This window comes from Serratia grimesii (genome assembly GCF_900186025.1).
Classification (GTDB): Bacteria; Pseudomonadota; Gammaproteobacteria; order Enterobacterales; family Enterobacteriaceae; genus Serratia; species Serratia grimesii.
This window is the reverse complement of sequence record NZ_LT883155.1, coordinates 2,154,963-2,181,737: the sequence shown is the minus strand read 5'-3', so window position 1 is coordinate 2,181,737 and position 26,775 is coordinate 2,154,963. Positions and strand designations below refer to the sequence as shown.

The following is a 26,775-nucleotide window of genomic DNA, read 5'->3' as shown; positions in this document are numbered from 1 at the left end:
ACCATGACTGAACACGTAAAAAGTTATTATGCGGCCTCGGCCAACAGCCACGCGCCCTATCCACAGTTGAGTGAGTCGATTGAATGCGACGTTTGTATCGTCGGTGGCGGCTACACAGGCCTGTCCTCAGCGCTGTTTCTGGTGGAAGCCGGCTACAACGTCGTCCTGCTGGAATCGGCCCGTATTGGCTTTGGCGCTAGCGGCCGCAACGGCGGTCAATTGGTGAATTCCTACAGCCGCGATATCGACGTGATAGAACAGCGCTATGGCCCTGAAAGCGCCCGCGTGCTCGGCAGCATGATGTTTGAGGGCGCAGAGATCATTCGCAGTCGTATCAAGCAATACGCCATCGAATGTGACTATCGCCCTGGTGGGATCTTTGCCGCACTGAACAACCGGCAATATCATGCACTGATAGAGCAAAAACAAAACTGGGAACGTTACGGTAACACGCAACTTGAACTGCTGGATGCTGGGCGGATCCGCCAAGAGGTCAACAGCGATCGTTACGTCGGTGCGTTGCTCGATCACAGCGGTGGTCATATCCATCCGCTGAACCTAGCGCTCGGGGAAGCCGAAGCCGTTCGCATGCAAGGCGGACGGATCTTCGAACAGTCTGCGGTCACCAACATCTTACACGGTGACCCGGCTATCGTCAGCACGGCCAACGGGCAGGTAAAGGCGCGTTATGTGATCGTGGCTGGTAACGCCTATCTCGGCGATAAGCTGGAGCCAAGACTGGCTAAACGCAGCATGCCGTGCGGCACACAGGTGGTGGCCACCGAGCCGTTGGCACCTGAAGTGGCCCAGTCGCTGATCCCACAGAATTACTGCGTCGAGGACTGTAACTATCTGCTGGATTATTACCGCATTACCGGTGATAACCGCCTGCTGTATGGCGGTGGCGTGGTGTACGGTGCCCGCGATCCGGACGATATCGACAATCTGATCCGCCCCAAACTGCTAAAAACCTTCCCGCAGTTGAAAGGGGTAAATATCGACTACCGCTGGACAGGCAATTTCCTGTTGACGCTGTCACGTATGCCGCAATTCGGCCGTCTTGAAAATAACGTGTATTACATGCAGGGCTACAGTGGCCACGGCGTGACCTGTACTCATTTAGCGGGCAAGTTGATTGCGGAGTTAATGCGGGGCGATGCGGAACGCTTTGACGCCTTTGCCAAGCTGCCACACCTGCCGTTCTTCGGCGGCCGCAACCTGCAAATTCCTTTCACCGCGATTGGTGCAGCTTACTACCAACTGCGAGATCGGATTGGCGTGTAACATTCACAGGCCCGGCAACACCGGGCCTGACCATTACTGATTAAACAATTTTCGGTTGGCCGTCTGAGGCTGTCGCCCCACCATCAACCGGGATGTTGGCACCATTGATAAAGCTAGCGTCGTCACTGGCCAGGAACGCCATCACTGCAGCCACTTCCTCGGGTTCAGCAGCGCGGCCCAACGCAATACGTTCGTTAAACTTGTCGCGGATCTCCTGCGGCCAGCCATTGGTCATATTGGTTTTTACCAGGCTTGGGCACACTGAGTTCACCCGTACGCCATCACCGCCGTGATCCAGCGCCATCGCACGAGTCAGGTTAACCACCGCCCCTTTCGCCGCACAGTAATACGCTGCACCCCAGTCGCCACCCAGACCAGAGACCGAAGCGGTATTCACGATACAGCCTTTGGTTTTCAGCAAATGCGGCATAGCGAATTTGGAACAGAACACAACACCATCGATATCCACGCCTGCAATGCGGCGCCAGTCAGCCACGCTGGTTTCCAACACGCTGCCTGCCACGTGCACACCGGCATTGTTCAATAACACGTCGATGCGACCCAATTTTTCCGCCACGTCGTTCATCATCTTTTCAACCGCAACGTGATCGGAAACATCGATATGCACCGCCAATGCCTTGCCTTTTGGCAGTGATGCAGCGACCTTGTCTACTGCATCCTTCGCCCAGTCGGCCAGCACTACTGTTGCCCCTTCGGCAGAGAATCGGCGTGCTGCTGCTTCCCCCATCCCATTGCCTGCCCCGGTGATCACGACCACTTTATTGTCGAAACGCATAAGAACTCCTCCATGTGAATGTATTTTTATAAGTCATACAAATCCTGATTAAATCCGAGGATAAAACTCATGGGCGGTAAGGGCGAGTCAAAACGTGCGGTTTTCTAATCAAAAAGAGGTATTCACTGTAAATTCAATGCGCCAGGGTAACCATAATCGGAATTAAGCCAACTCTTTGATGCAGTTAATAAAATAATCATGCGTGATTATTTTTAAGCTGTATTATCAACAATAAATAAGTTTAGTAACTGACCTATGCTTCATCTGACCGGTAAGCAACTGTTATAGAAAAACCGGGCCGCGTCTTGGGCAGCCCGGAGTTGCCTATTTTTTATCAATGGGTACAACCAACAGATCGATATTCAGCTTGTTGATCGCCTGGCGTGTCGACGACATCAATCGGCTCCAGATATCGTGATGGTGACCAAAGATGATCAGATCAAAACCTTTGTCCTTTGCCGCCCGGTTCAGCTCTTCTGTCAGTTCACCACGCCCAATAATCACCTCTTCAATCGGGTAAGATGACCGTCCCTTAATGGCATTGAGCATATTTTTCACACGTTCAGAAAAGGTGCGATCAGTGTAGTTATATTCACCAACTCCCAGTTCGGCGTAATAGCCGTTATGGTGAATATCGATATAAATCAAGGACAGTTTGGCATTCAGCCCACTAGCCAACCCCGCCCCCTTACCGAGCAGAAATTCAGCGTCTTCACTGAGATCGGTTGCAACAACGATATGTTGATAAGTCATGGTGACTGCCCTCCACATCGAGCCAGTAAACAGGATCGCGCTCCCTGCCATCGGCGTTTCGCATGTCTCTCATGCAACTTAAGTTTAGTTCAGCGATAAAATTGTCGCCCGTCAGGGTCATTGTTCCTCTGATGGGACAATGCCCCCTGACTTCACCCATCGCAATGGCAGAGGAATACAACAATGAGCACTCCTGATACTGCTGGTGTGACGTCTGAACTTGAGGGGAGTTGGAACCGTGAAGATGCACTGCGATGGACCGAGGTTTACACCAAAACTTCCCGGCGTATCAGTGGTTAATTGAAAGTTATGTTAAAGCGCAGGACGTAGTAAAGAATAGTGAAGTATTAGACGGTCAACAAACCTGACAACCGACCAGCCTGGTGATTGGGTATAAAAAAACCCCGGCCGCAGGCCAGGGTTTTTTATGTTTGCCGGTTACTTTCCCGACCGTCATGTTATGGCGTAAGCGTCCATCCAACACTCCAACCTTACGCAGCCTAAGCACAACTTTTTCACAACAGAAAAATAGACTGAATAATTATAACCAGGGCTCTGGTCACACCAATCTTTTTTACTGTTGCCAATAACTCGCGTTATTGAAATATTTCAAACACAATTATATTTAGATAAACTCCGGGTATTCCCGGAGTTTATTCAGGCAATTATATTATTTCTCATCTGCTCCGGTTTAAACCATCATCGCTATCGCAAGAAATAAATTATTACCTAGATATTATAAAACGACTACGTTGCCGGCAGAAGGACCCTTCTGACCGTTTTCGATAGTGAATTCAACGCGCTGACCTTCATCAAGCGTTTTAAAATCATTGCTCTGGATAGCAGAGAAGTGTACGAACACGTCTTTGCTGCCGTCTGCTGGGGAGATAAAGCCAAAACCTTTACCTGCATCAAACCATTTTACCAAACCAGTCATTTTAGTAGACATAGATATTTCCTTTATATTTTTTTGAGACGCCAATATGGCGATAGAGGTCTGTTTTTGTTGGAAACTTATTGGGCACTAAAGAAGGAAATTCGCGGAAGAAGAGGTATCTATGGATATCACTAATACTGAGAACTGCTTTACTAAAACTGCTTTCATAAGGTCTGAACTACAAACCGATGACGCTATTTACACACAGCAAGATTATTTAAGCAAGGAATATTTATTATTATATTTATAAACACCATTTATTATTTCTCTACATCAAGCGCTTCAGCCGCGTCCAACAAGGGCCGAGCGGCCCCACAGAAGCAATACCCTTAGCCGATAACCGCGATACCCAGTCGTTCCATCATCTGGAAGACTTGATAACTGTCCAGTTTCACACCTTGCAAATCGGTGCCACGCAGATCCAGTTCACCCAATTCGGAGTTAGTAAGGTCACAGTGGGTAAAGTTGGCTGCACGCCAGTCAAACGACGCGAATTCACCGCCAGACAGATCGGAGCCGCTAAAAGTCGCACCGAGAATTTGTGCGCTATTCCAGCGGTTTTCCCACAGTTCACACTTCTCCAGCACCACTTTCGAAAAATTGGCATAACTCAGGTTACTTTTGGTGATGTAAGCACTGCAAAACCAGGTGCGCGACGTGATCATGTTCATAAAGCTGGCGCCACGAAAGTCCGCGCCCTGCGCTCTGCACTCACGGATTTCGATACCAAGCGCACTGGCATTCCTGAAGTCCGCCATCGACAGATCGCAGTTTTTAAAGCTGGCGTCCTTCAACAGCGCGCGGCTGAAATTACCGCCTTGCTGGCTCTCACGATCATAAAACTGGCAATCAATAAATTCGGTGCCTGTCAGGTCTGCGCCCGAAAAGTCGCAGTTAATAAAACTGCCGTTTTCAATTTTTTCGCCGGTAAACCGGTTGCGAGCAATCTTTTCACCTTCTAACACCAGTGCCATACGCTACACCTGTTTATTTGTACAGTTAATGGTGCATTATAAGCAGATCCCGGCGTCGAAGAAAAATGCTTTCCCCCTCTCAGAGCACAAAAACACACAATGTAGATCGACAGAATTACGCCAGTTTGACCTGGAGCCGGTTCATGTTAACGCCGACAGACTGCGCTTGCAGTACCCCCTGTTCAATCAACGCGTACAGGCGAAAATTCAGGAAAGTATCGTCAACCCGGTAAGGTGAGTTCACCATCGCGTTGCCCACGACTCTGGAGCCTTGGGTATAGTCGTTCGGGCAATGCTGCAACAATAGCGTATCGTGGAAATCCTGTGTTTTTCCCTGAATTTCACCCTGAACAAAAATTCGTACCGGTGCATTGTCCTGCAACAGGCGATGCCAATCGGCAATGAGCATGACTTTATCTTCGGATGTCAACTCGCGCCGCCGGATCCACAAAGCTTCCAGCGTTTCAATCGGGCAGTATCCCGTGATATCGCAGCCGACAAGTTCGGTGACATTCACCACAAACACGGAGCGCTCCCCCAGCAAAGGCAATAGCGCCCGCAACATCAATTGCTCATCGGGATTGTCACCAATCCACAAGGTCACCTGCCCACTGACCGCGGCCAGTTGCATTTTCAGGTTTTCCATCGCCATCAGGCGCTGGGGGGAAGTGTCCCATTCAGGGGCATGAACAGATTGATGTAAATCTTGAAACCAGCGGGCCCGGGCTTGCAGACCCGGCTCGTCATCCAGTGCACACAGCGGTCCAAATGACAGGGTGTCGGAGAAATCCAGTACGTTCTCTCCCGGGTAAGCCAACCGCACGCAGCCCCCTGACAATGCGATATGCACATCCTTCATCAACGCTCTCCTCACGCTATTCCCCAAGATAATCCTGCGGAGATTTTGACGACTTTTGCCTGTTTCCTCTATACCAAATAATCTGATTCTACTTATCAACATGCGCAAAAACCGCCCTTGGGCGGTTCATTATCGTTTTCGGAATTTATTTCAACGCTTCCTCAATGGCGTCAGCCATCGGGTCAATGTGCTTTTCAGCGGCCAATCCACGCCCCGTCGGTGGGCGCTGCTGCCTTTCATGGCGAGCCGGCGATATTCTGGCCATCGCCAAACGCCACCTTGACGATGCTAAACTCACGCGTACGATCAGCATGGACCGTATCGGCAAAGAGACGAGGATAACGTGAATTGACGACCCAAACCTCGCCATCCTTGACGGCCGCCGCAGTGGGTCCATCCAATCCCGGCGGCGTGGCAACCGCGGTAATGCGGGCGCTAGACCAGCCGTCGGATGAGGAAAGCAGCGTCACATCCCCCGACATACCTCGCCCGGCGCCAGGGAAAGACTGTACCACCACCAGGGTGTCAGGGCTTTTGAGGCGTAACCCGTCGGGCCCTTTCAAGCGCTGTGGCAGCTTGATTTCGCTTAGCGTGTGCGTTCCATCGAGCGCCACCTTCCACAACAGACCACGGGAATAGTCCCCGGCGATCAGATAGCCATCCGGGTGGTAAACAATGCCGTTGAGATAGGGTTTTGCCCCCGATGCCGCAGTGGTCGTGACGGGCATCAGGCGTTCGGAACGCACCAGTATCGAAACCGCCTTGGTTGTCTGGTCGATTTTATAAATCTGTGGTTGAAAACTATCGGTAACGTAGACATTGCCTTGCGCATCAATGGCCAGATCGTTGGCAAGCGTCGGTCCTTTGCTCAACGACGAAAAATCATATACATGCTGCAGTGCACCGCTGTCGAGATCAAACTCAAGCACCTGCGCAACGCGATTGCGCATACCAGGTGAAGATTTGAGCGCAATGCCTACATCTTCGTTGCAGACCAGCACGCGGTTGCGCACTGCGTCAACGACAATACCGGAAGTCGTGATTTGTGAACGACTGCCGGCGAAGCGCCTGTAGCGCCCGTCCTCATAAACCAGGCCAATCTGTCCGCCACGCAGCGACGAAACCAGAAACGCCCCGGCGCGTTCATTCCAGGCAATGCTCTCAGGATATCCCCCAGCGATATCGGGGACAAAGTTGATAACTTGCACGCCCTTGGTCTGCGCGGCAGCCGCAAAGAACAAGACGAAGCTGAGCAGCAGCGTAATCCCACCAAAGCGCAGCGGTGAAGTTGATGATACGGTGTTCTGGAACATGACAGGAAACCTGATAATTAACCGGATCTGCATAGTAGGTTGGTGCTGAAAACAGCACTAGCTGGAGAAAAGGCAATACGCTAATGAAAAAATCACAGCAATCATGCGGTGGATTGCTCAACGTGGTTCGCCAGCAAAACGGCACAAAAAAACCGCCCTTGGGCGGTTCATTATCGTTTTCGGAATTTATTTCAACGCTTCCTGAATGGCGTCGGCCATCGGGCCAATGTGCTTTTCGGCCGCTTTTAACTGGAAATCAACACCGTTTCCATCGTTGGTATCGGATAACGTAGCCTTAATCAGCTCCAATGCGGCTTGCACTGCCACCAGTCTTTTATGTTGTTCGTCCGTGATCGGTTTGGAACTCATGGTGGCTGGGTAGTATTGCTCTAACATCGCTATCTCCTTGTCATTGCCTTAACGACTAACTTAACAGAATTTAAAGATTTTTCTAATAAAACAAGCCACCCAGACTGTTCATCAATTTGAGTCCGGTGCAAAGCGCAAATCGATAGGGTGAATAAGTGAACTATAATTGGACGAATTGAGATTTTCAGCAGGTGAACCATCATGTCATTTCAAGGAAGCTGCCATTGCGGTGCCGTCACCTTCACGGTGCACGCCGATCTGCCTCATGAAGCACTAAGTTGCAACTGTTCAATCTGTCGCCGTAAAGGCTTGTTGCTGGCGTTCTTCCCGATCAACACCTTTGTACTGAACAGCGGTGAAGCCTTACTGCGCGGTTATACCTTCAACAAACACATTATTCAGCACCAATTTTGTCAAACTTGTGGTACCGAGGCTTTTGCCTATGGGAAAGGTCCGGACGGTTCGGAGATGTGCGCCGTCAACCTTCGCTGTGTGCCCGATCTGGCACTCAAGTCGTTGCAAGTTCACCCCTATGACGGCGCCAGCGCCTGAACTGTCATTGCTCGGCAGGCAGCCCAATGGGCTTGCCTGCCTATCCGCCATAACCACCTACAGTGAACTCTCACCGGGCACCTCAGCGAAACTCCACCCAACTGGCTCCTGCATCGGCCGACCGCACGCAGTTTTCGACCCAACGCACGCCCATCGCGCCGGCATGCACGTCGGGATACCATAGATCGGCCAGAAACTCCTCGTCGCGTCGATCGCTGGCGTCCATGGCCAATGCAAAACGCCTGTAGAGATTTGACCACGCCTCAAATAATCCTTCCGGATGACCGCCGCCAATACGATCATCCGCCAACGCCATAGGATCCAGATATGACATGCCACGTTCCAAAATGCGTACTGGTTCCCCCTGTACTTCAAAACGCAGTTGGTTTGGCTGCTCATCCCACCATTCCAGACTCGCCTTTTCACCGACAACACGTACCTTCTGACCGTGCATCGACCCACTGTTAACCGCCGAACACCACATGGAACCAACAGCACCATTTTCATATTCCATCAGTACATAGGCGTTGTCTTCCAGCGGTGCCCGGGTTTTGACAAAACTCTGGCGGCTGCACATCAGGCGTTTGATCTTAAGCTGCGGCACCATGGTTTCCGACAGGAACAAGGGATGTGTAGCCAAATCACCCAATACATAACTGGGGCCAACAAAACGTGGATCTACCCGCCAGCGCGTACTGGAGCTTTCTTGTTCCACCGGCGCAGCATGAAACCCATGGGAGAACTGCATGTTAATAATGCGTATTTCACCCAGCAGTCCATCGGCGATCATCTGTCGCGCCTGAAGTATTAACTGGTGCCCGGAGTAGCCATAAGTGACACCGACAATCTTATGCTGCTTTTGGCTCAATTCGACCAGCGACTGTGCCTCGTCCGCAGTGAAACACAGCGGCTTTTCACACACCACATGCAAACCGGCCGCCAGTGCCGCCTGACAAATTGCGAAATGAGTATTGTTTGGTGTAGCAATGGAAACCGCCTCGATGCCATCCGCTCTTGCAGCTTCCTCACGAAATAGCGTGGCGTAATCCGGGTAGCAACGTTCCTGCGCCACTCCCAGGCTTTGCCCAAAGCTGCGTCCGCGTTGCGCGTCTATGTCAAACGCGCCAGCCAGCAAAGTGAAAGTTCCATCGCGCAGTGCCGCAGAACGATGGATATAGCCGATCTGGCTAGTGCCGCCGCCCCCCACCATCCCCCAACGCAGAGATCTTCCCAAAGGTTTAATGCCGTTGATCATCTCGTCTCTCCTGATTAAAAACCGCGGGTTCGCAAATAATTGAGGCTTTCAGTTACATCACGCAAACTGCCCTGCGCCTGACGCGGATCGCGTTCTTGCTCAATGGTGATCCAGCCCTGATAACCGCGCACCGCCAACAGTTCGCGCACAGCTGGATAATCAATTGCCCCCTGGCCCAGAGGGCACATAACCCCTTCTGCACAAGCCGTAAAGAAATCCAACCCGCGCACCAATACATCGTGAAATACCTGCGGGTTAACGTCCTTGAAATGCAAATAATCAATGCGCGTAAAGTAACGATCGAGCCAGGTAACGGGATCCATACCTGCGTAATAAAGGTGCCCGGTATCCAGGCACAAACCCGCGGTTTGGTGTGGAATATCGATGGTAAGTTGCTCGATCTCATCGGCAAATTCGATACAGCCCCCTGCATGAGGATGCACAACCGGCCGAACGCCATACTCCTGCCAGGCTATCTCGCTGACGGTAATAATATGGTTCATCATTCTTTGCCAATCGGCTTGCGCCAACCGCGGTGCCAAAGCGGACTGCCCGGCGAATTTAGCCCGTTGTGGATCGCCGAAATCGATGATCACCAAAAACGGTGGCGAGAAATGGGTTTCGCGGATTTGTTGCGCTTTGGCTGACAGTGACAAATTGCGGCAAATGTTATGCGTCAGCTCAAGGATATGGCCAAAGTTATACTCACTGACCAAATCGTCAAAAAGGGTCCCCGCCACCAGCGATAATCCGTGCCGCTGCAACTCGGCATTCAACGTCTGAGTCTCCGTCGGTAAATAGCCCCACGGACCTAGCTCTATACTGTGATAGCCTGCTGCGCTCGCCTCCTGCAGCACAGTAGTGTAAGGCGGAAGAAAGGGATTGGTAGGGTCATCCACTCCCCAACTGCAGGGTGCATTGGCGATAGGCAAAGTCATCATTTTTTGTTCCGTTTCGAGGTGGGCGTGACGTCAGTATCAAACAAACGTTTCGAAACCATCAATGATGAAATTTTCATTTTTTGATAGTGATCGCGTTAATTTAAATCATTTAAATGATAGTTTTTTATCAAAACAAGACAGGACGGCGTATAGACGGTATCAGGAAATTAAAAGCGGAGGACGGCCCCCGTACAGGGAGCCTGACAGTCAGATATTTTCTTTAGTGATCAGATCAAAACGATTAATGGCATGCATAAAACCGGACGACTCACCGGCTACAGCCGACACAAAAGTGGTGATAACTGACGCGGCGAATTCGGCAATGCGGTGCCTGAGCATCAAATCCAACGTGCCGTCAAACAATGCCATATCCCCTCCGTCCACCGGACCATGGCAAACCAACATCACCTCATGTTGTCTGCCACTCTCCCGCAACGCAGTGATAATGCCTTCCACGCCACCGCACGGTGCATAGAGGGCCACGAGATCAGGGTATTGTGCCAGTAAGGACTGGGTTACTTGCCTGGCACTTTCTGCCTGTTCATGGTTACGTACCGGCTCAAGTACCCGATGAGCGCTCAGATGTTCACGCAGGTAGGATCGAAAACTAATTTCGCAGGTTTCCTGGCACAAAAATCGGTTATCGCCGATGATCACACCAACATCTCCTTGTTGACGGCACAGCCGCTCCACTGCCCAAGCCGCAGTACGGCCAGCCTGCTGGTTATCCAACCCGATGTAACCGGTACGGCTCTGCACGGACAGATCCGACAACAACGTGAACACCTTGACGCCTCGTCGGGTCGCCTCTTCAACCGCATAGCGAATCATCGGGTTATCCAACGCCAATACCCCAATCACATCCACACTCTGGCTTAAGTGTGTAATGGCGGCGGCAGTCTCACTGACTGCACTGATATCATGAAAAATGAACTGCGGGGGACATGCCGGCTCGTGAAATAATGCGGCTTGTTCCCGCAAATTTTCCGCCAGCTGTGCGTAAAATGAGTGCTCTTTTTGCAGCAGGATAAACCCCATTTTTATCCGGACAACCGGTTTCCCAGCCGCTTCGAATAGCCTGTGCGATTTCTCTAAGGCGAACCCCAATTTTTGCGCTGCCGCAATGACCTTACGTTCCGTTTCCGGTCGCACCGTTGCACGCTGATTTATCACCCGGTCAACCGTAGCAATGCCGACATGCGCCTCTCTGGCGATGGCGGCCAGGGTCGTTTTCTTGCCTGCCATACTCATCTCCTATCATATTTTGATAAAAGCTATCATGCCAAATGCGCCTGAAGAAACCCGGCGGCAGCGTTTGTGTGATCGGGCACGTTAATGAGGTATGGCGGAGGCAGGGTTTACCGATAAACGGAGAATTTTTTCGTTAGCGGCTTAAGTTGTTCTGTGTCCCCGTACAGCGCCACAGCAACGAACTCCAGTTTTTCATAGTCTGTATTCGCAGTATCAGCGATCTGCTGCTCTGCGGAATGTGACAACATGGTGGTGGTGAAGAAGTTTGCCAGCACCGCCTCTTCCTTACATTTAAGGATCAAATTGCTGAGCTGGCTGCTGTTTTTCGCCTGCAGGATCACGATCGGGTAATGACTCATATTGGCGCTTACGCCTTCAATAGCGCTAGGGTAATGATGGAATTCACGCTGCTCGATCAAATCGGTAATGCCTGCCGTCAAATGGCAGGACGCGTTGAACAAGGTTGCAGGTTCGTGGTTGCGGTTTAGGATGATATAGAACTTCTTCTCATTGTCGCTGTACATGTGTCTCTCCTTGGATACTGCTGTCAGTGTGACTCAGACGGGCTGTAATCTTCAATGATATTGATCAGCGCTGCCGTAAAAAAATGACATACCGTATCAATATCACAGTGCCTCATCACAGTGCCTCATCACAGTGCCTCACCATCGAACCAGACAAAAAAGGAAATAAAGCTGTTTTGAAATTATAGAAATAAAGATAATAACCAACTCTAAACATTAAAATTAAAACCAACACAGCTATACCAATAATAAATATGGATATTACCTGATAATTATTCATATTTCTTCGCAGTGAATAAATATAAAGTTTTTTATATATACCCAAAAAAATAATATCATATGAATTCAATAAAAATAAAAAACCAAATAAAACATGCCGATATGAAAAGATCATTAAAAACAACCAAATATAAATGTAAAAAAAAATTAACTATCTATAATAGTTTGCTGATATCTCACTACAGAGTAAATTAATGAATAAACCCTAGTTAAATAGTCAACTAACAAACCACTTACATTCAAAAAAATCCTATATTTTCATAATGGAGGTCACCTTATGTCTACGAAAAGAGAACCTATTGCTATTATTGGGATTGGCTGTAAAACCCCTGGAAATGCGAATAATCACAAAGAGTTATGGAATATGTTACTGAAAGGCACCGACGGAATTACTGACGTCCCGCCTGATCGCTGGAATAAAGACAAATTCTACGATCCAGATACAAATAAAGCCGGAAAAACCAAGACCGCACGCGGTGGCTTTATCAACGGAATTGATAAATTTGATAATGAATTTTTTAATATTTTCCCTAAAGAAGCAGAAAACATTGACCCGCAACAACGGTTATTATTGCAGGCCACGTTCGAAGCCTTAGAGGATGCTGGCGATCGCCTTGAAGATTTCCTTGGTTCCAGAACTGCCGTCTATGTTGGATCGTTCGCCAATGATTATCAGGATATTTTAGCTGATCCAAATAACCGTTATCGTATCAGCCCGCAATCAACAATGGGCACCTCGCTGACCTCGTTGGCAAACCGTATTTCCTATTTGTACGATTTAAAAGGTCCCAGCATTTCATTGGATACCGCGTGCTCCGCTTCTTTGGTGGCCATTCATCTGGCCTGCCAAAGCATCTGGCACCGCGAAGCGGATCGCGCCGTCGCCGGTGGCGTAAATATTAATATCAACCCCGCACAAACCATCATGCTATCTAAAGGTAATTTCCTGAGCGCTGACGGGCTTTGCAAGAGCTTCGACGAAAGCGGTAACGGCTACGTGCGCGGCGAAGGCGTGGGCATGATCTATTTAAAACCGCTGTCGAAAGCGCTGGCGGATAACAACAAAATCTACGCGCTAATTCGTGGCAGCGCATGTAACTCCGACGGCTATACCCCGGCAGGTTTCACTGTTCCCAACCCCGATTCCCAAACCGCCATGCTGCAGGCAGCTTATCAGGGCGCTGGCATCGATCCCGGGCGCGTGCAATACATCGAAGCGCACGGCACCGGCACCTCGGTCGGCGATCCTTTGGAAACGCGCGCCTTCGCCAACCTGTTTAGTCAACGGCCTGCGACGCAACCGCTGCTCATCGGTTCAATAAAGAGCAATATCGGCCACCTAGAAGGCGCCGCCGGCGTTGCCGGGTTTATCAAGCTAGCGCTCTGCCTTCACCATAAACAGATCCCCGCGAACCTTCATTTCAATCGACCGAATCCCAAAATTGACTTTGAAAATTGGCGGCTGAAAGTGGTCGAGCACAACCAACCCTGGCCGGCCCCAGCCGATGGAACTCCTCGCGTCGGTGGCGTCAACTCCTTCGGCGCTGGCGGCACCAACGCCCACGTGGTGATGGAAGAATATGTGCCGGATAGTGAGATCATTGTTGGACAGGACCTGGCCGAAGACATTGAGCCGGAGGTCAACTTGTTCACCTGCAGCGCGCAAACGCAGGAAGCCCTGAAAGCCCAACTGAACGCCTATCAGAGCTATCTGTCTGCCGGAAAAATCAATCTAAACGACCTCTGTTTCAATGCCGGCCAGCATCGATCTTCACTGCGTCATCGCCTGGCCATCGCCGCCCGTTCTCCTGAGGAATTGTCCAGCAAAATTAGTGCTTTCCTGAGCGATGAGCCACTGGAAGGTACGGTGTCCGGACAGCCACAGGAGAAAAAACCACGGTTGGCCTTCGTATTTACCGGCCAAGGGCCTCAGTGGTACGCCATGGGTCGCCAGTTGATAGATACCGAACCGGTCTTCCGCCACGTGATCGCTACAGTCGACAAGCTGTTCGTCAATATCGCCGGCTGGTCACTGCTGGAGGAAATGAGCCGCGGCAAGACAGAATCGCGTGTCAGCGATACGCGCATCGCCCAACCGGCCATCATGGCGTTGCAGATCGCCCTGGTTGAACTGTGGAAACACAACGGTATCGAACCGGCAGGTGTGATCGGCCACTCGATCGGCGAAGTGGCCGCCGCCTACACCGCAGGTGCCCTGACGTTGGAACAGGCGGTGCAAGTGATCTTCCATCGCAGCCGCGGCCAGCATGCCGCCGCTGGCAAAGGTGCAATGCTGGCGGTCGGCGTCGATCTGGTTGCCGCCGAAAAGCTGATCGCCAAGGTGGCCGACCGCGTTTCGGTAGCGGCGATCAACGGACCGGAGAGCATCACACTCTCCGGCGATCGGGCCCCGCTGGAGGAGATTGCCCGTCAGTTGGAACAACAGGACATCTTCCACCGCTTCCTGAAGGTGGACGTGCCTTTCCACTCGCATCATATGGCACCACTCAAAGAAGAATTGATCGGTTCGCTTAACGACCTGCAGCCCAGCGCAGCACAGATCGCCCTCTATTCCACGGTCAGTGGCAAGCGGGAAGACGGCCTGCACCTGGTCAGCGATTATTGGTACCAAAACGTGCGCGATCCGGTGTATTTCGCCCCTGCGCTGCAGCGCATGATCGAAGACGGTTTCGACACCTTCATCGAAATCGGCCCTCATCCGGCCCTGAGCGGTGGCGCTGAGGAACTGTTCGCCAACCTCAATGCTGACGCACGCATCTACCCCTCGATCCGTCGCCAGGAAGACGAAGCGCTGCGGTTGAAGCAAACGCTGGGCGCGTTGTACGTCGCCGGACAGCCTATGAACTGGGCTAAGGTCTGCCCCGGGGCTAAACGGTTGCATGACTTGCCGCGTTACGCCTGGCAACAAAAACGTTTTTGGAACGAGAGCCTCGCGCACCAACATCATCGCCTCCAATTAAGTTTGCACCCTAATATCACGCAGCATCAGGCTTCAGGCGTCACCCCGGACAGACACGTGTTCAAGGTGTTTCTCGACAGCCAGGCCGAGCCTTACCTCAGCGAACACCGCATGGACGACATGATCCTCTTCCCTGGTTCCGGTCATCTGGAGATCGCCATGGCGGCGGCGAAAAAAGCGTTTGGTGAATCTTTCCGTTATCTGATGGACATCAGCTTCGAGCGTGGGTTGTTCTTACCCGATGAAGGAGAACCATTAGCCATTAATCTGGAGCTTGACCCGGCAGAAGGCCGCTACTGGCTGGTCAGCCGCGATCCCGGCAAGCCGGATGCAGAATGGGTGAGACACTCTAGCGGGCGTATGAACTGTTTGGACGCCCTGCCCACTCCCCCGACGATCTCTCTGGCCGATGTGCAGCGCGAAGTGTGTGACCGAATGCCAGTCCAGCCCATGTACAACAGCCTGAAACGCGGCGGCCTGAGCTACGGGGAAAAATTCAAGAATATCCAGAATTTCTGGAATGCGCCTGGCAAGTTACTGGCAAAAATCGTCATTCCGGACAGCCTCAAACACGATCTGGATCGCTATTTTGCCCATCCAGCCATTATGGATACCATTATCCATACCATTTACGCCACTCGCCGACTGGAAGCCGACGAAGAGTTGGGCGTGTATCTGCCGGTTCATATCGACCGTTACAGTCTGTTCCGAGAGCCAGATGGCGATATTTTATGGAACTACCTCTGCATCGAGCAGGCCGATGAAGAATATCTGCAAAGTAATGTGACAGTATTTGACGATGCGGGCCATGTCGTCGCTCAGATTATGGGTCTGCGATTTAAATACATTACCGGCTCGCGCAGTAACGAAGAAGACGTGGCTTACAGCGGCAGTTACCAATACCTCTGGCAGCCGGCAAACGACATTAATATCGAGCCGCAGTCCGGCGCGGACGTTTTGCTGATCGCCGATGCGCCACACCCACACTCTGCGATCGTCGCCGAATTGCAACGGCTAGGCGCTAATGTCATCACACTCGGGGAGCATCCAGAGTTTGACTGGCCGGTCGATCTGCAAGAGCGACAGGCGGTGCTCAATGCCCTAGGCGAAGTCAAAACTCGCTATCCTGCGCTCAATCGTATCGTCAACCTGCTGCCAATGTCACAAACAGGCGAAGACAACCTGGCGCCGCGCATCGAGACCATGTTGTGGAAAAGCGTCAATATCAACCATGCCATCATCGAGAATGAGCTACAGCCAATACTGTGGACCGTCAACTGCGGCTCCGATTTGGTCACACAGGAAGATCGGCGGCTTAATCTGGTGCAGGCGCCGATGTATGGCGTAAGCCGCACCATGAATAACGAGTACCCTCTCGCTATCTGCAAAGTGGTGGATTTAAGCGAAGCCAATGCAGATGAACTGCGGCTGCTCGCTCAATTGATCACCTCTACCGACAGCGCGGGCAAAGAAACCGAGCTGGCCATTCGCGGCGAGCACCTCTTCGTCCATCGGTTAGAGCCAGTGGATCCCGTTCAAGCCCAGGCGCAAGCCGCAAGGACGCTGCCTGGCAGCGGCGGTCATTATCAAGCCGTGCTGGCTAAACCTGGGGTAATCAGTTCGGTTGAGCTGCGACAGTTTACGCCGCAGGCACCAAAACACGACGAGGTTGAAATCGCCGTTAAAGCCGCGGCGCTGCTCGACAGGACCTCGGAATCGCACACTCTCAGCCACGAATGCAGCGGCGTCGTTACCCGCGTAGGATCCGGCGTCCGACGTTTCAAAACCGGTGATAAGGTGATCGCTATTGCCGACAATGCTTTGTCCGGCACGCTGAACGTAAGCGAACACTGCGTGATCCACAAACCGGTAGCGCTGTCATTTGAACAGGCCGCGCGGACGCCACTGGCATGCCTGACCGCCTGGCATGCGCTGATTGGCCTTGCACGCATCAAGCCGGGCGAGCGCGTGCTGATCCATAACGCGCACACCCCGGTCGGGATAGCCGCCGTTCATCTGGCCCAACAGACCCGGGCCGAGATTTACGCCAGCGCCGACACCGAAGCCAGACGCGAAAGATTGCGTGCACTAGGTGTTAATCAGGTTTACGACAGCAGCCGCCTTGATTTCCGCGAACAAATCATGGCCGATAGTCAGGGCGAAGGGATTGATATCGTTCTGAACCAATTACGCGGTAAAGGAGTGGTACAGAGCATAAAATGCCTGCGTGCCTTCGGTCGCTTCATTGAGCTGAATGCCCAATACAATAGTGCCGACAACACGTTGAACGTTAGACGACAGGCGATCAACCTGAGCTACTTCGCCGTCGACATTCTGGCTCTGCTTAGTCAACGACCGCAAGAGGCCGCCGAGCTGTTCACGCAGGCCGTCAGTTTACTCAATGGCAATCTCCCCATGCCGCTGCCAGATTGCTCGGTGGTTTCGATCGCAGACCTTAGCACTGCGCTGAATGACGATGATAAGACGGCTACCCGAGTGGTTATCCTGGAAGGGCAAGAGGTTAATGCGCTGCCTGCATTGCATCTGCAGTTAGCGCCGGAGAAGATTTACCTGATCACCGGCGGCGCCAGCGGATTGGGGATCGTGTTGGCCAAATGGCTAGTCGCCCACGGTGCGCGAAAACTGGCGCTTGCCAGCCGCAGCGGCCCGAAAAACGAGGAGGATCGGCGTGCCATTCAGCAACTTCGGCAGCAAGATGTCGAGATCCTGCTGCCGGAAGTTGACCTGTCCTGCGCCAAGGCAGTGAACAAAATGCTCGAACAGGTGAAAACCCTTGCCCCATTAGGTGGTGTGATCCACGGCGCAGCGGTCATGCAAAATGCGTTGATCGGCAATCTTCAACGCGAAGAATTGATGCCAGCATTCGCCGCCAAAGCGCTCGGCAGCTGGCATTTGCATCAAGCCTTGCACCACGAGGCGCTGGAGTTCTTCCTCTCGCTGTCTTCCATCGCCTCGGTGTTTGGTTTTGGCGGCCAAACCTGTTACTCCGCGGCCAACAACTTCGTCGACAAGCTGACACTGTATCGTCAAATGCAGGGGCTGCCGGCCCAGGCCATCAATATTGGCGTACTCGGCCACTTCGCCGGGCTGACCAAAAACGCCGATTCGTTGTTGAACCTGCTGGAGAAACAAGGTTGGCTGCCGATGAGCCAAAAACAGATAACGGCCAAAATAGAGCGCATATTGCTGGATGGCAACGTGGTGAGAATGGCGGCCAATATCGATTGGCTGCGTTTCCGTGAACACTTCGATCATTTACGCAATGACCTACGTTTCGCCCATTTGTTGTCCAATGAGGCACTGCAGATCAAAGGCCAGGGCGGTGGCAACGAGAGCCTACGCGAGCAGGTGCAAGCGCTAGCGGAGGCCGACGCAGTGCAGGCGCTAAAGGCGCATCTTATCGAAGCCTTGGCCCGTATTTTGGGTACCACGGGGGATAAGATCTCCGCAGAAAAATCGCTTTCCTCTATGGGTCTGGACTCGCTGATGCTCAATCAGCTGCGCCATTGGATCCAGCAAAAGCTGGAGATTAACTACCCGCTGATGCGCATGGTGAAAGGCCCAAGCCTGCTGGAGCTGGCGGAACAGTTGCAGCAAGAATTGGCCAATGGGGAATCACCACAACAACAATCCGGCGATATTTCCGGCATAACCTCTGAGGAGGACATTGAAGTGGTGCACGATTACTTTGTGCGTCTCAAGCGGGCTAAGGGTGAACAACCGAAGAAACTTAAGCTGTTCATGATGCACCCTATGGGCGCGGGGGCCTCGATGTTCGCTCACTTCCTGTATAACGCCCCTGAGGATTGCGAAATTTACGCCATTCAATCCCCTGGCCGTGAAAACCGTCTGCAGGAGCCCAACCACACCCACCTGACGCCATTGCTGGAAGAGCTGGAACAGGCGTTCGATCGTTTGATGGAGGATGAAAAACGGCTCGGTTGGGACGGTGAAATCGCTTTCTATGGCCACAGTTACGGCGGCATTGTGATGTTCGAACTCTATCGTTCTCTGCGTGCCGCTGGCAAAAAACTGCCTGTACACTTCTTCTCTTCAGCCACTATGGCGCCACAGCTGACCGGTACGTGGAAAAACCGCGACGCACTGCGTGAAACGGGCAAGGCGTCTAACTCGGAACAAAAAATCCTTGGCCTGCTGAGTTACATCGACGATCTGGAGTTCGTCAAACAGATCATGCCGGGGATGCGACGTGATATGCCTTTATTGATGAGCTACGAATATCAGCATGCTGAACCCTTGTCTTGTCCGATCAGCGTCTTCTCGGCGATCGAAGACGAGGTCACCCTGGTCGAAGAAATGACCGCCTGGCAGGAGCAAACCACACAAGAGTTCCAGCAATTCCTGGTGCACGGCGACCACTGGTTCGTCAGCAGAAACAAAGAGTTTATAGGAGAGAAAATCGCGCTGGCGGTGGCGCAATGGTTAAGTAAGTAAGCGCTTCATCCGTGCCCCGTCCGGCCTCGGTCGGACGGGGTTTCATCGCTGTGCGGCAAGCACGTTACTGTGCCGCCCGGCAGGCAACATTGACCTTTTCACACTGAACAGGATTACCGTTATGAAACCGAGAAAAATACTCGTCTCCCGCAAACTGGTGTCGGGCCTGACCGTCAGAAGCAAAAACCAGGATGAATTCAATCCGGAAACAGCCAAGATCGCCGGCCTGTGGCAGGATTTTTTCGCCAAAAACCTGGCCGATAATGTCCCTCATAGGCTGCCGAATACGCCACTGGTGGGTGTTTATTCCAATTATGCTTCCGATGTTAATGACTACTACGACGCCACTGCAGGCGTGTTGGTCAATCAGCCTAACGCTGACTTCAGCAATGTGGTGCTGCATGGCGGTCAGTATTTGGTATTTGAAGCACGAGGGAAAATGCCAGAGGCCATCATTGAGGCATGGGATGGGGTCTGGAAATATTTCGAGCAGCGTGACGATATTGTCCGCAGCTATCTGTCTGACTTTGAACTCTTCACCGGCCCAGAAGAAGTGCAGATTCATGTTGGCATCATAGCCTGATGTTATCGAACCAGGGGAAGCGAAGGCTTCCCTTTTCAACCGACAATTACAATGGCGTGTATCTTTTATTAGAAGCGCTCATCATTTCCGGTAAAAAGTGCCCTATCTGGAAGGATAAGGCCAGTGATGATCCAGGCCGAATAAGGACAACGCCCCGCTCGCCGCCAGATATAACAATAATCCGGCAAAGGCGATCAATGCCATTGTCTCAAGAACCCTAAGACGCTTGTGCTCAGCCATCGGCAAACCCTCTGGTTATTCACGTGAAATGTGATCCACTTCAAACTTAGGTGACGCATTACACATCTTCAAGCACGCCTCACAAAATGAAACAATAAATTTTATTAATCATCTTTGTGCTGTCTGTCATATTGCCATGCATCCTGAGTGCTGCCGCTTACCCCATAAGAAAGCAGGGATTTGTAGGGCTAAAAATCCGCTACCGGTTAAACGTTGGTAATGATAGGGTTGTTTTCAACCAGCGCCCATAGCTGGCAAACTTATCATTTGAGGGACGAGTATGATGTCTAAAGGTATTTCAAAGGGATTCTTTATTCTGATCCTTTTTATTGTTACCGCTGCTTTTCTGGACGTATTGGGTCCCTACTACTCGTCAGTGCTGTGGGCTATCATTTTGGCGGTGATTTTCCACCCGGTGAAACAGAAGCTCAAACAATACCTGGGCGAACGAAATGGGCTGGTCTCGCTTTTGACGGTCGCAGTAATCTGTTTGATCGTGTTTACCCCATTGGCGATCATCGCGTCTTCATTGGCCATTGAACTCAACGTTGTCTATACCAAATTGCAAGGTAACAACACGCAATTCCCGGTCATTCTGGCCGACACCCTGCGATTACTGCCTGGTTGGGCACGTCATTTTCTGACCGAACATAATCTCGACAATGCAGCTGAAATACAAAAGAAACTCTCAGAGGTGGCACTGCAGGGCGGACAATACCTTGCTGGTAGCGTGTTCCTGATCGGCAAAGGCACGTTCAACTTCGCCGTTGGCTTTGGCGTCATGCTTTATCTGTTGTTCTTCCTGCTGAAAGATGGCCCTTATCTGGTTAACCTGTCACTCGAAGCATTACCACTGTCCGAACACGTTAAGCATCACCTGTTCGTGAAATTCGCTGCCGTTTCCCGCGCGACGGTGAAAGGCACAGTAGTAGTTGCAGTAGTGCAAGGGGCACTCGGTGGCCTGGCTTTTTACATCACCGGTATCGAAGGTAGCCTGTTATGGGCGGCATTGATGGCATTCCTGTCGATCATCCCTGCCGTGGGTTCCGCCATTATCTGGGTGCCTGCTGCCATCTACTTCTTCGCCACCGGCATGTTGTGGAAAGGCCTGTTCCTGGTGGGCTTCTTCGTGGTGATCATCGGCCTGGTCGATAACATTCTGCGCCCGTTACTGGTCGGCAAAGACACCAAGATGCCTGACTACCTGATCTTGATCTCTACTCTGGGTGGGATGGAAATCTACGGCATCAACGGCTTCGTCATCGGCCCATTGATCGCCGCCCTGTTCATCGCCTGCTGGAATATTCTTTCCGGCCGCGACAGCGCAGAAACCACTGATGAAATCGATGAAGATTTTATCGAGGAAGGTAAAAATCACCCTGATGCCACTAAGGTGGATTGAAACGTCAGTACTCTTCATTCCGGGGCCAGTTCAGGCCCCGCTTTTTTATCCGCGTCTGGCCAAGTTACGCCTTATAAGCCCCCCACGGCTCAATAGGGATAACAACGCGTATCACTTAAGTTAAAGTGACCTCAATGGTCAGTTAATTCCTCGCACACTTGTTCGGATAGAAATAAATGACTTCCGGACCGCCCTCATCAAGATTTTCAATATGACCGCTTTCGATAAAGCCAGCCGCTAGCAACAATCTTCTCATGGGTACATTCGAACGGTTGGTTGATGTGAAAAGCTTCGGCTCTGGACAAAGTGATATCAGCGTGTGGAGCAGCTTTAAACCCACTCCCTGTCGCCGAGAACCTTCAGCCACCATCAACATTTCGATAAAACCACAGCCAAAGAAATGGGCATTCAACACACCATAAGCCATCACCTGACCTCTACTTTCCGCCAGATAACAAATTCCTGCCGCACACCATTCCCTGATCTGGGCACAGCGATGCGGCCCATGGGATACAACAGTATCGAGAGCGGTCAGCACGGAAATGTCAGCTATCGTAGCAAGACGAACAATCATTTTTCTGCCCCCCTGTGTTCTACAATGGCCCACATCAACCAACCCACAATCATGCTTGGATAGGTTTTACATCTCCGAATAAATCTGTAACCCTATATAAAGTTAATAAATACCCCAAGGATGGAATAAACCCAAATGAAGCTTTCTCGCAAAACGTCCGCCGTTTTATTGTTTACCTTGTTCCTGGCCAGCTGTCAGTCACGCCAGACGGTTTCCCCTCCACCTTATATCGGTACCCCGCAGGAAATCAGCACCTATGAGGTGAAGGGGCTAAGGTTCGTCACCACGGTAACTTTTACCGGCATGTTTGCGGAAGAACAGATCAGAGAATATGCGCAGAAACACCATTATCGTTATTACGTAATGACGCTGCGTAGCTTCGGCAAAGATAAAGTGGAGCGAATGAGTGCAATGATGTATCGGTGATTGGTTGTGCAAATACGTTGGTTCGAGGGCATCACAACTCACCTCAACCAGCCGTAAAACAGCAATATTAATTTCTGCTCTCCACGCTCGCCTGGTTGTTATTAGATTAAAAATCATATCGCATAACTATGTGCCGGTTATGGTTAAAAACTGGCAAATAGCGACATACTCACTCATCCTTTCCCTTAAGTCTAGGAACGGTGGAGTATCCAGAAACTCATGAGTGAGCATATCGATGTGGTCAGGCTGGAAACTTCGGGGGGGTTGTTTACCAACCGCCACATCTTATGCGCCGCGCTGGCGGCCCTGCAGCGAAAGCAAGCGCAGATACCCGGCAATAATTTATGCTGTGTGTAGTCCTGGCGGCTGTTCGCTGGGTTGGTGTCAGCCGCACTTTTTTCGCTCTTTAAAAATCTGCGTAAATCAGCCTTAATTAAGGCTGGATTCAAACTTTCTGCATATCAGCAGGTTCTATTACTTTATTAATAGCAAAATGAGTGAACAAACTTGATAAAGCAATATAAGCCAACATCCAAACCCCAGCTTTGCAAATATAAGTAAACACATCGAATTGCGTTTTCCCAAGGGCATCGTTGGAAACAATCATGATGTCATAGGCGTATGAGCAAAATACCCCACAAAAACCGAGTAGGATGATGTTAATAAACTTGGCAGCAAACTCCTTATACTTGAAGGTAGATACCCTTCCGCACCCCCAATTTTTATGGCTTTTTAAAAATAGATGCACGGCACCTGAAAGTAAGATCAGCGTGAATACTCCGTACATGCCTGGATTATCCCAGTTGGCAGCTCCATTAATAATGTTGTAAATAAGCACACCCGATACACCCAGAGCAATGTTCTTAAAATGATCGATAGTAACGCCATAATAATATTCGTTACCTTCGTATGGGATTTGTTTTAGCTTAGCCACGAGAACTCCTTACTTTTAAAATGCCAATAAGTTTCTTTCGTACAAATTTTTAACATTAAAACATATGATGTGACGTTCTGCAGTATTTTAAAAACTGCATAGCAATGCGGTGCGTCACCTGATGTGTGAGTAATTAACCGGAAGCCAGCGCTATGCGGGTGTCTGGCCTCCATTCTTAAAACCCGATTTTCTCTCTGCGAAACGTTGCCAATTCTGGCAGGGCTTCGCTTTGCCGAAAATCAGTGTGGGGTAATAAACGATGATCTACACAATCACGATCGACACAGAAACAATGGACGTTCAGGCATCAGCGGTGATCTTATCTATCGGTGGTTTTGCATTTGATATCGAAGATGTCGATGGAGTGCAGGACTCAATCATGGACGTAGTTCGGAATCCTGAGCTGGCCGACTATACCAAGTCTGCATTTTATGGGTTGGTTGATACCTTTGGTCAGTTAATGCAAGGACGAACTGTTAGCGCCGAAACACAACAGTGGTGGATAAAACAAGATGAAGATGCCCATGAGGCGCTGGCTGGAAATTGGGAACCACTCAGTCAAACATTAGTAAATCTGACATCTTGGATTCAACAACACCCAGGCGCACGTATCTTTTTCCGCGGTACCGATTTTGATGGGTCTATCCTCGAAAGTGCATACCGTTCTTGCGGTCTAACATACCCGTGGCATTTTGCTGGCAAGCGCGATGTTCGCACCTACATTGATGCAATGGTCAAAGGCACCAAGGGTTATCTGCCTAAAACCCATCAACCATGCTTTGCTACGGTTAAACATCACTCTCTACATGATGCCATGAATGATGCAGAACAGATGGCCATTGCCTATCGTCTGAATAGCCGACAGGTAGGTGCTTAATGCTGCAGATGCTGACGTTAGAAGAATGGGCTGCGGAGCGATACCGCAGCAAACCGCCCTCTCTTAATACCTTGCGGCGTTGCGCTAAAGAGGGGCACTTCGCCCCGCCCGCACGTAAAGAAGGCAAGTTATGGCGCGTGCGAGAAGATGCTGAGCTAGTTGGCCCACTCACTACTCCGGTCATTAAGCACGATGACAATCCGAAGCTCCAAAGGATACTGAAAGATGGCAGCCAGACCGCGTAAGAACAATGTTGATATTCCTAACCTGTATCCCCTATTTAGCCGCAAGGCCAATAAGGTCTACTGGCGATACCGTCATCCGGTTACAGGGAAGTACCATGCTCTTGGTGACAATGAGCAGGAAGCTCGTGAGATTGCGATCGAAGCCAATAGCCGACTAGCGGAGCAACGTAGCCGGCAGATCCTGGCACTTAGCGATCGCGTGGCACAAATTAAGGGTAAAGATATAACAGTCAGTACCTGGCTCGATCGGTATTGGAAAATACAGGAAGAACGACTGAGCACTGGTGATATCAAACCTAATACGTTTAAACAAAAACGTAAGCCTGTGGACCTTCTACGCCAAAAATTTGCAATGAAATCCTTGCCCGAGGTAGATGCCAGAGATATCGCTTCGTTGTTGGATGAGTACACCGACGCCGGACAGCCACGTATGGGCCAGGTTGTTCGCTCAGTGCTGATCGATGTATTCAAAGAGGCTCAGCATGTTGGTGAGGTTCCGCCTGGCTACAATCCCGCACTCGCAACAAAGCAACCACGCAGGAAGGTTACCAGGCAGCGTTTGAATTTAGAGGAATGGCAGAAGATCTTCGACATTGCTGATAAACAGCATCGCTACATGGGCAATGCGATGCTATTGGCCATAGTTACAGGGCAGCGATTGGGTGATATCTCAGCAATGAAATTCAGCGATATCTGGGATGACCACTTACATGTTTTGCAGGAGAAAACGGGGGCAAAATTGGCATTACCTCTTTCACTTCGATGCGATGCTTTGAACACAAGCTTACGTGAGATTATCTCGCGCTGCCGAGATTATGCTGTTAGTCAGTATCTTATACATTACTTCCGTTCGACATCAATGGCTCAACGTGGTGACAGAGTGCCAAGTAATACGCTGACAACCAACTTCAGCAAAGCCAGAGATAAAACTGATATTGATTGGGTGGATGGAACACCAGCAACGTTTCATGAACAGCGTTCGCTCTCCGAAAGGCTGTATAAATCCCAGGGCATAAACACGCAGATACTTCTGGGACACAAAACACAATCTCAGACGGACCGCTATCATGATGATAGGGGCAAGGATTGGATCAAAGTCAGCTGATAACTTTATGTGTATTAGCTGAGACCTGAACTGACAGTTTCCGTGGATATAGCGCTATCTTATCTGACAGTCGGCTTTGAGCGGAAACGGACGTTTAAGTCATATAGGTAGGCGAGAATTTCTATTGATTCCATTCTATGGTACTGGCTGAATTCAAACAGCCCATTACTGGGGCTGTTTTGGCTCGTTTATATTGCCTACATCGGTTACACCCGGTATCGGCGATGAGGGAATTAATGTGTCCACACCATTTTTAAGTGCATCACGGGCTGTATCGCGAATACCAGGTTTTACGAGAGAAATGATACCTACCAAAATAATGGTTGTAACCACCGTAGCCAATAGTCCGGAAACACCACCACTTATCCAATTTAAGAACCAGGAACCAAACCGCTTCGCAAAATGCGGCGTTGTTAAATTGGCGCTATAGACAGCAGCGTTCTCACCCCATTCAACCCATTTTTTCTTTAATTCTTCATCATGAGCCGCTTTCATATCAGTTATTCGCTGTTCATAAGCACTTTCAACGCCCTGACTAACCGTCAAAATCAGTTGGTCTACGGCTCTCCGCGCTTTGGCGCGGTAATCATCCAACTGACGCTCGGAATAAGCGATACCGTCATGAAAGCTTTCAAGTTCAGTATTAACCCGAACATCAGTCATCATACGCGAGCGGCATTGGTTGGCGCGGTCATCTTTGTCGGCTTTATACATTGCATAGGCTATCAACTGTTCTGGATCGTCGGAATCTTTAACGAGTTCAGTGAACACCCATTTTTTTGGCTGCGTCGTCATTTCTCACCACAAAAATACAACGCCCCAATATAGGGGCGTCAAAAAATATTG

The 26,775-nt window shown here is 50.7% G+C and carries 23 protein-coding genes and 1 pseudogene; 10 read left to right on the top strand and 14 right to left on the bottom strand.

The annotated features are described in order from the left end of the window. Window positions 1–3: 3 nt before the first annotated feature. On the top strand, window positions 4–1,284 hold the full coding sequence (locus SGBXF1_RS10320) for an NAD(P)/FAD-dependent oxidoreductase (RefSeq protein ID WP_186428321.1): 1,281 nt from the start codon (window positions 4–6) through the stop codon (window positions 1,282–1,284). A gap of 40 nt (window positions 1,285–1,324) precedes the next feature. Here the strand turns inward: SGBXF1_RS10320 and budC are convergent, their stop codons facing one another. Beyond that, window positions 1,325–2,080, bottom strand: a complete 756-nt coding sequence (budC, locus tag SGBXF1_RS10315) for a meso-2,3-butanediol dehydrogenase (protein ID WP_061807606.1) — start codon at window positions 2,078–2,080, stop codon at window positions 1,325–1,327. 324 nt (window positions 2,081–2,404) lie between these two features. After that, on the bottom strand, window positions 2,405–2,833 hold the full coding sequence (locus SGBXF1_RS10310; RefSeq protein WP_061807607.1) for a universal stress protein: 429 nt from the start codon (window positions 2,831–2,833) through the stop codon (window positions 2,405–2,407). 195 nt (window positions 2,834–3,028) lie between these two features. Here SGBXF1_RS10310 and SGBXF1_RS10305 point away from each other — a divergent pair. After that, window positions 3,029–3,201 (top strand): annotated as a pseudogene (locus SGBXF1_RS10305) (hydrolase); the annotation flags it as partial. 368 nt (window positions 3,202–3,569) lie between these two features. Here the strand turns inward: SGBXF1_RS10305 and cspE are convergent. The 5 genes from cspE to SGBXF1_RS10280 all read right to left on the bottom strand — a co-directional run bounded on the left by cspE (window position 3,570) and on the right by SGBXF1_RS10280 (window position 7,312). Then, the gene (gene cspE / locus SGBXF1_RS10300) at window positions 3,570–3,782 is read right to left on the bottom strand and encodes a transcription antiterminator/RNA stability regulator CspE (protein WP_012006483.1); all 213 of its coding nucleotides are present in this window, start codon (window positions 3,780–3,782) and stop codon (window positions 3,570–3,572) included. Window positions 3,783–4,099: 317 nt separating this feature from the next. Next, window positions 4,100–4,744: a Qnr family pentapeptide repeat protein gene (locus tag SGBXF1_RS10295; protein WP_037422359.1), complete on the bottom strand. Its 645-nt coding sequence runs from the start codon at window positions 4,742–4,744 to the stop codon at window positions 4,100–4,102. Window positions 4,745–4,859: 115 nt separating this feature from the next. Next, on the bottom strand, window positions 4,860–5,603 hold the full coding sequence (locus tag SGBXF1_RS10290) for a DUF3658 domain-containing protein (protein ID WP_186428320.1): 744 nt from the start codon (window positions 5,601–5,603) through the stop codon (window positions 4,860–4,862). 236 nt (window positions 5,604–5,839) lie between these two features. Further along, entirely contained in the window at window positions 5,840–6,916 is a 1,077-nt protein-coding gene (locus tag SGBXF1_RS10285) for an SMP-30/gluconolactonase/LRE family protein (RefSeq protein ID WP_186428319.1), read from the bottom strand. 186 nt (window positions 6,917–7,102) lie between these two features. Beyond that, window positions 7,103–7,312 (bottom strand): hypothetical protein, encoded by a 210-nt coding sequence (locus SGBXF1_RS10280; protein ID WP_037422351.1) that lies wholly within the window; start codon window positions 7,310–7,312, stop codon window positions 7,103–7,105. A gap of 174 nt (window positions 7,313–7,486) precedes the next feature. Between SGBXF1_RS10280 and SGBXF1_RS10275 the strand changes: the two genes are divergently transcribed. Beyond that, the gene (locus tag SGBXF1_RS10275; protein ID WP_186428318.1) at window positions 7,487–7,837 is read left to right on the top strand and encodes a GFA family protein; all 351 of its coding nucleotides are present in this window, start codon (window positions 7,487–7,489) and stop codon (window positions 7,835–7,837) included. A gap of 82 nt (window positions 7,838–7,919) precedes the next feature. Here SGBXF1_RS10275 and SGBXF1_RS10270 read toward each other — a convergent pair whose 3' ends face one another. From SGBXF1_RS10270 to SGBXF1_RS10255, 4 genes are all read right to left on the bottom strand, one after another. Continuing rightward, window positions 7,920–9,092, bottom strand: coding sequence for a Gfo/Idh/MocA family protein (locus SGBXF1_RS10270; protein WP_186428317.1), 1,173 nt, complete (start codon window positions 9,090–9,092; stop codon window positions 7,920–7,922). A 14-nt stretch (window positions 9,093–9,106) separates the two neighbouring features. After that, a complete protein-coding gene (locus tag SGBXF1_RS10265) occupies window positions 9,107–10,030 on the bottom strand; it encodes a TIM barrel protein (RefSeq protein ID WP_130383002.1) in 924 nt (307 codons plus the stop codon). 210 nt (window positions 10,031–10,240) lie between these two features. Next, entirely contained in the window at window positions 10,241–11,278 is a 1,038-nt protein-coding gene (locus SGBXF1_RS10260; protein ID WP_130380342.1) for a LacI family DNA-binding transcriptional regulator, read from the bottom strand. Window positions 11,279–11,391: 113 nt separating this feature from the next. Further along, window positions 11,392–11,808 (bottom strand): DUF2000 family protein, encoded by a 417-nt coding sequence (locus SGBXF1_RS10255; RefSeq protein WP_037422338.1) that lies wholly within the window; start codon window positions 11,806–11,808, stop codon window positions 11,392–11,394. A gap of 556 nt (window positions 11,809–12,364) precedes the next feature. Here SGBXF1_RS10255 and SGBXF1_RS10250 point away from each other — a divergent pair. From SGBXF1_RS10250 to SGBXF1_RS10240, 3 genes are all read left to right on the top strand, one after another. Beyond that, complete coding sequence (locus SGBXF1_RS10250) at window positions 12,365–19,543, top strand: type I polyketide synthase (protein WP_186428316.1); 7,179 nt, start codon at window positions 12,365–12,367, stop codon at window positions 19,541–19,543. Window positions 19,544–19,664: 121 nt separating this feature from the next. Continuing rightward, window positions 19,665–20,126, top strand: coding sequence for a GyrI-like domain-containing protein (locus tag SGBXF1_RS10245; RefSeq protein WP_061807615.1), 462 nt, complete (start codon window positions 19,665–19,667; stop codon window positions 20,124–20,126). Window positions 20,127–20,646: 520 nt separating this feature from the next. Continuing rightward, complete coding sequence (locus SGBXF1_RS10240; protein ID WP_061807616.1) at window positions 20,647–21,768, top strand: AI-2E family transporter; 1,122 nt, start codon at window positions 20,647–20,649, stop codon at window positions 21,766–21,768. Window positions 21,769–21,910: 142 nt separating this feature from the next. Here SGBXF1_RS10240 and SGBXF1_RS10235 read toward each other — a convergent pair whose 3' ends face one another. After that, on the bottom strand, window positions 21,911–22,342 hold the full coding sequence (locus tag SGBXF1_RS10235) for a GNAT family N-acetyltransferase (protein ID WP_186428315.1): 432 nt from the start codon (window positions 22,340–22,342) through the stop codon (window positions 21,911–21,913). Window positions 22,343–22,477: 135 nt separating this feature from the next. On the opposite strand from SGBXF1_RS10235, the gene SGBXF1_RS10230 reads away from it, so the two are divergent. Beyond that, window positions 22,478–22,768 carry a YdgH/BhsA/McbA family protein gene (locus SGBXF1_RS10230; protein ID WP_037420536.1) on the top strand — a complete coding sequence of 97 codons (291 nt, stop codon included), beginning with the start codon at window positions 22,478–22,480 and terminating at the stop codon, window positions 22,766–22,768. A gap of 445 nt (window positions 22,769–23,213) precedes the next feature. Here the strand turns inward: SGBXF1_RS10230 and SGBXF1_RS10225 are convergent, their stop codons facing one another. Further along, window positions 23,214–23,702 carry a hypothetical protein gene (locus SGBXF1_RS10225; protein WP_186428314.1) on the bottom strand — a complete coding sequence of 163 codons (489 nt, stop codon included), beginning with the start codon at window positions 23,700–23,702 and terminating at the stop codon, window positions 23,214–23,216. Window positions 23,703–23,961: 259 nt separating this feature from the next. Between SGBXF1_RS10225 and SGBXF1_RS10220 the strand changes: the two genes are divergently transcribed. From SGBXF1_RS10220 to SGBXF1_RS10210, 3 genes are read left to right on the top strand one after another with little or no spacing between them, the layout of a single operon-like run. Further along, window positions 23,962–24,579, top strand: coding sequence for a 3'-5' exonuclease (locus SGBXF1_RS10220; protein ID WP_186428313.1), 618 nt, complete (start codon window positions 23,962–23,964; stop codon window positions 24,577–24,579). Continuing rightward, complete coding sequence (locus tag SGBXF1_RS10215) at window positions 24,579–24,824, top strand: excisionase (protein ID WP_186428312.1); 246 nt, start codon at window positions 24,579–24,581, stop codon at window positions 24,822–24,824. The genes SGBXF1_RS10220 and SGBXF1_RS10215 overlap by 1 nt, the downstream gene beginning before the upstream one ends. Beyond that, window positions 24,805–25,929, top strand: a complete 1,125-nt coding sequence (locus SGBXF1_RS10210; RefSeq protein ID WP_186428311.1) for a site-specific integrase — start codon at window positions 24,805–24,807, stop codon at window positions 25,927–25,929. Before SGBXF1_RS10215 ends, SGBXF1_RS10210 begins: the two co-directional genes overlap by 20 nt. Before the next feature lie 165 nt (window positions 25,930–26,094). Here SGBXF1_RS10210 and SGBXF1_RS10205 read toward each other — a convergent pair whose 3' ends face one another. Continuing rightward, window positions 26,095–26,724 carry a hypothetical protein gene (locus SGBXF1_RS10205; RefSeq protein WP_186428310.1) on the bottom strand — a complete coding sequence of 210 codons (630 nt, stop codon included), beginning with the start codon at window positions 26,722–26,724 and terminating at the stop codon, window positions 26,095–26,097. Between the last annotated feature and the right edge of the window lie 51 nt (window positions 26,725–26,775).

Coding starts and splice junctions, on each gene's coding strand:
- SGBXF1_RS10320 (WP_186428321.1), top strand. CDS start 4: ATGACTGAACACGTAAAAAGTTATTATGCGGCCTCGGCCAACAGCCAC.
- budC (WP_061807606.1), bottom strand. CDS start 2,080: ATGCGTTTCGACAATAAAGTGGTCGTGATCACCGGGGCAGGCAATGGG.
- SGBXF1_RS10310 (WP_061807607.1), bottom strand. CDS start 2,833: ATGACTTATCAACATATCGTTGTTGCAACCGATCTCAGTGAAGACGCT.
- cspE (WP_012006483.1), bottom strand. CDS start 3,782: ATGTCTACTAAAATGACTGGTTTGGTAAAATGGTTTGATGCAGGTAAA.
- SGBXF1_RS10295 (WP_037422359.1), bottom strand. CDS start 4,744: ATGGCACTGGTGTTAGAAGGTGAAAAGATTGCTCGCAACCGGTTTACC.
- SGBXF1_RS10290 (WP_186428320.1), bottom strand. CDS start 5,603: ATGAAGGATGTGCATATCGCATTGTCAGGGGGCTGCGTGCGGTTGGCT.
- SGBXF1_RS10285 (WP_186428319.1), bottom strand. CDS start 6,916: ATGTTCCAGAACACCGTATCATCAACTTCACCGCTGCGCTTTGGTGGG.
- SGBXF1_RS10280 (WP_037422351.1), bottom strand. CDS start 7,312: ATGTTAGAGCAATACTACCCAGCCACCATGAGTTCCAAACCGATCACG.
- SGBXF1_RS10275 (WP_186428318.1), top strand. CDS start 7,487: ATGTCATTTCAAGGAAGCTGCCATTGCGGTGCCGTCACCTTCACGGTG.
- SGBXF1_RS10270 (WP_186428317.1), bottom strand. CDS start 9,092: ATGATCAACGGCATTAAACCTTTGGGAAGATCTCTGCGTTGGGGGATG.
- SGBXF1_RS10265 (WP_130383002.1), bottom strand. CDS start 10,030: ATGACTTTGCCTATCGCCAATGCACCCTGCAGTTGGGGAGTGGATGAC.
- SGBXF1_RS10260 (WP_130380342.1), bottom strand. CDS start 11,278: ATGGCAGGCAAGAAAACGACCCTGGCCGCCATCGCCAGAGAGGCGCAT.
- SGBXF1_RS10255 (WP_037422338.1), bottom strand. CDS start 11,808: ATGTACAGCGACAATGAGAAGAAGTTCTATATCATCCTAAACCGCAAC.
- SGBXF1_RS10250 (WP_186428316.1), top strand. CDS start 12,365: ATGTCTACGAAAAGAGAACCTATTGCTATTATTGGGATTGGCTGTAAA.
- SGBXF1_RS10245 (WP_061807615.1), top strand. CDS start 19,665: ATGAAACCGAGAAAAATACTCGTCTCCCGCAAACTGGTGTCGGGCCTG.
- SGBXF1_RS10240 (WP_061807616.1), top strand. CDS start 20,647: ATGATGTCTAAAGGTATTTCAAAGGGATTCTTTATTCTGATCCTTTTT.
- SGBXF1_RS10235 (WP_186428315.1), bottom strand. CDS start 22,342: ATGATTGTTCGTCTTGCTACGATAGCTGACATTTCCGTGCTGACCGCT.
- SGBXF1_RS10230 (WP_037420536.1), top strand. CDS start 22,478: ATGAAGCTTTCTCGCAAAACGTCCGCCGTTTTATTGTTTACCTTGTTC.
- SGBXF1_RS10220 (WP_186428313.1), top strand. CDS start 23,962: ATGATCTACACAATCACGATCGACACAGAAACAATGGACGTTCAGGCA.
- SGBXF1_RS10215 (WP_186428312.1), top strand. CDS start 24,579: ATGCTGCAGATGCTGACGTTAGAAGAATGGGCTGCGGAGCGATACCGC.
- SGBXF1_RS10210 (WP_186428311.1), top strand. CDS start 24,805: ATGGCAGCCAGACCGCGTAAGAACAATGTTGATATTCCTAACCTGTAT.
- SGBXF1_RS10205 (WP_186428310.1), bottom strand. CDS start 26,724: ATGACGACGCAGCCAAAAAAATGGGTGTTCACTGAACTCGTTAAAGAT.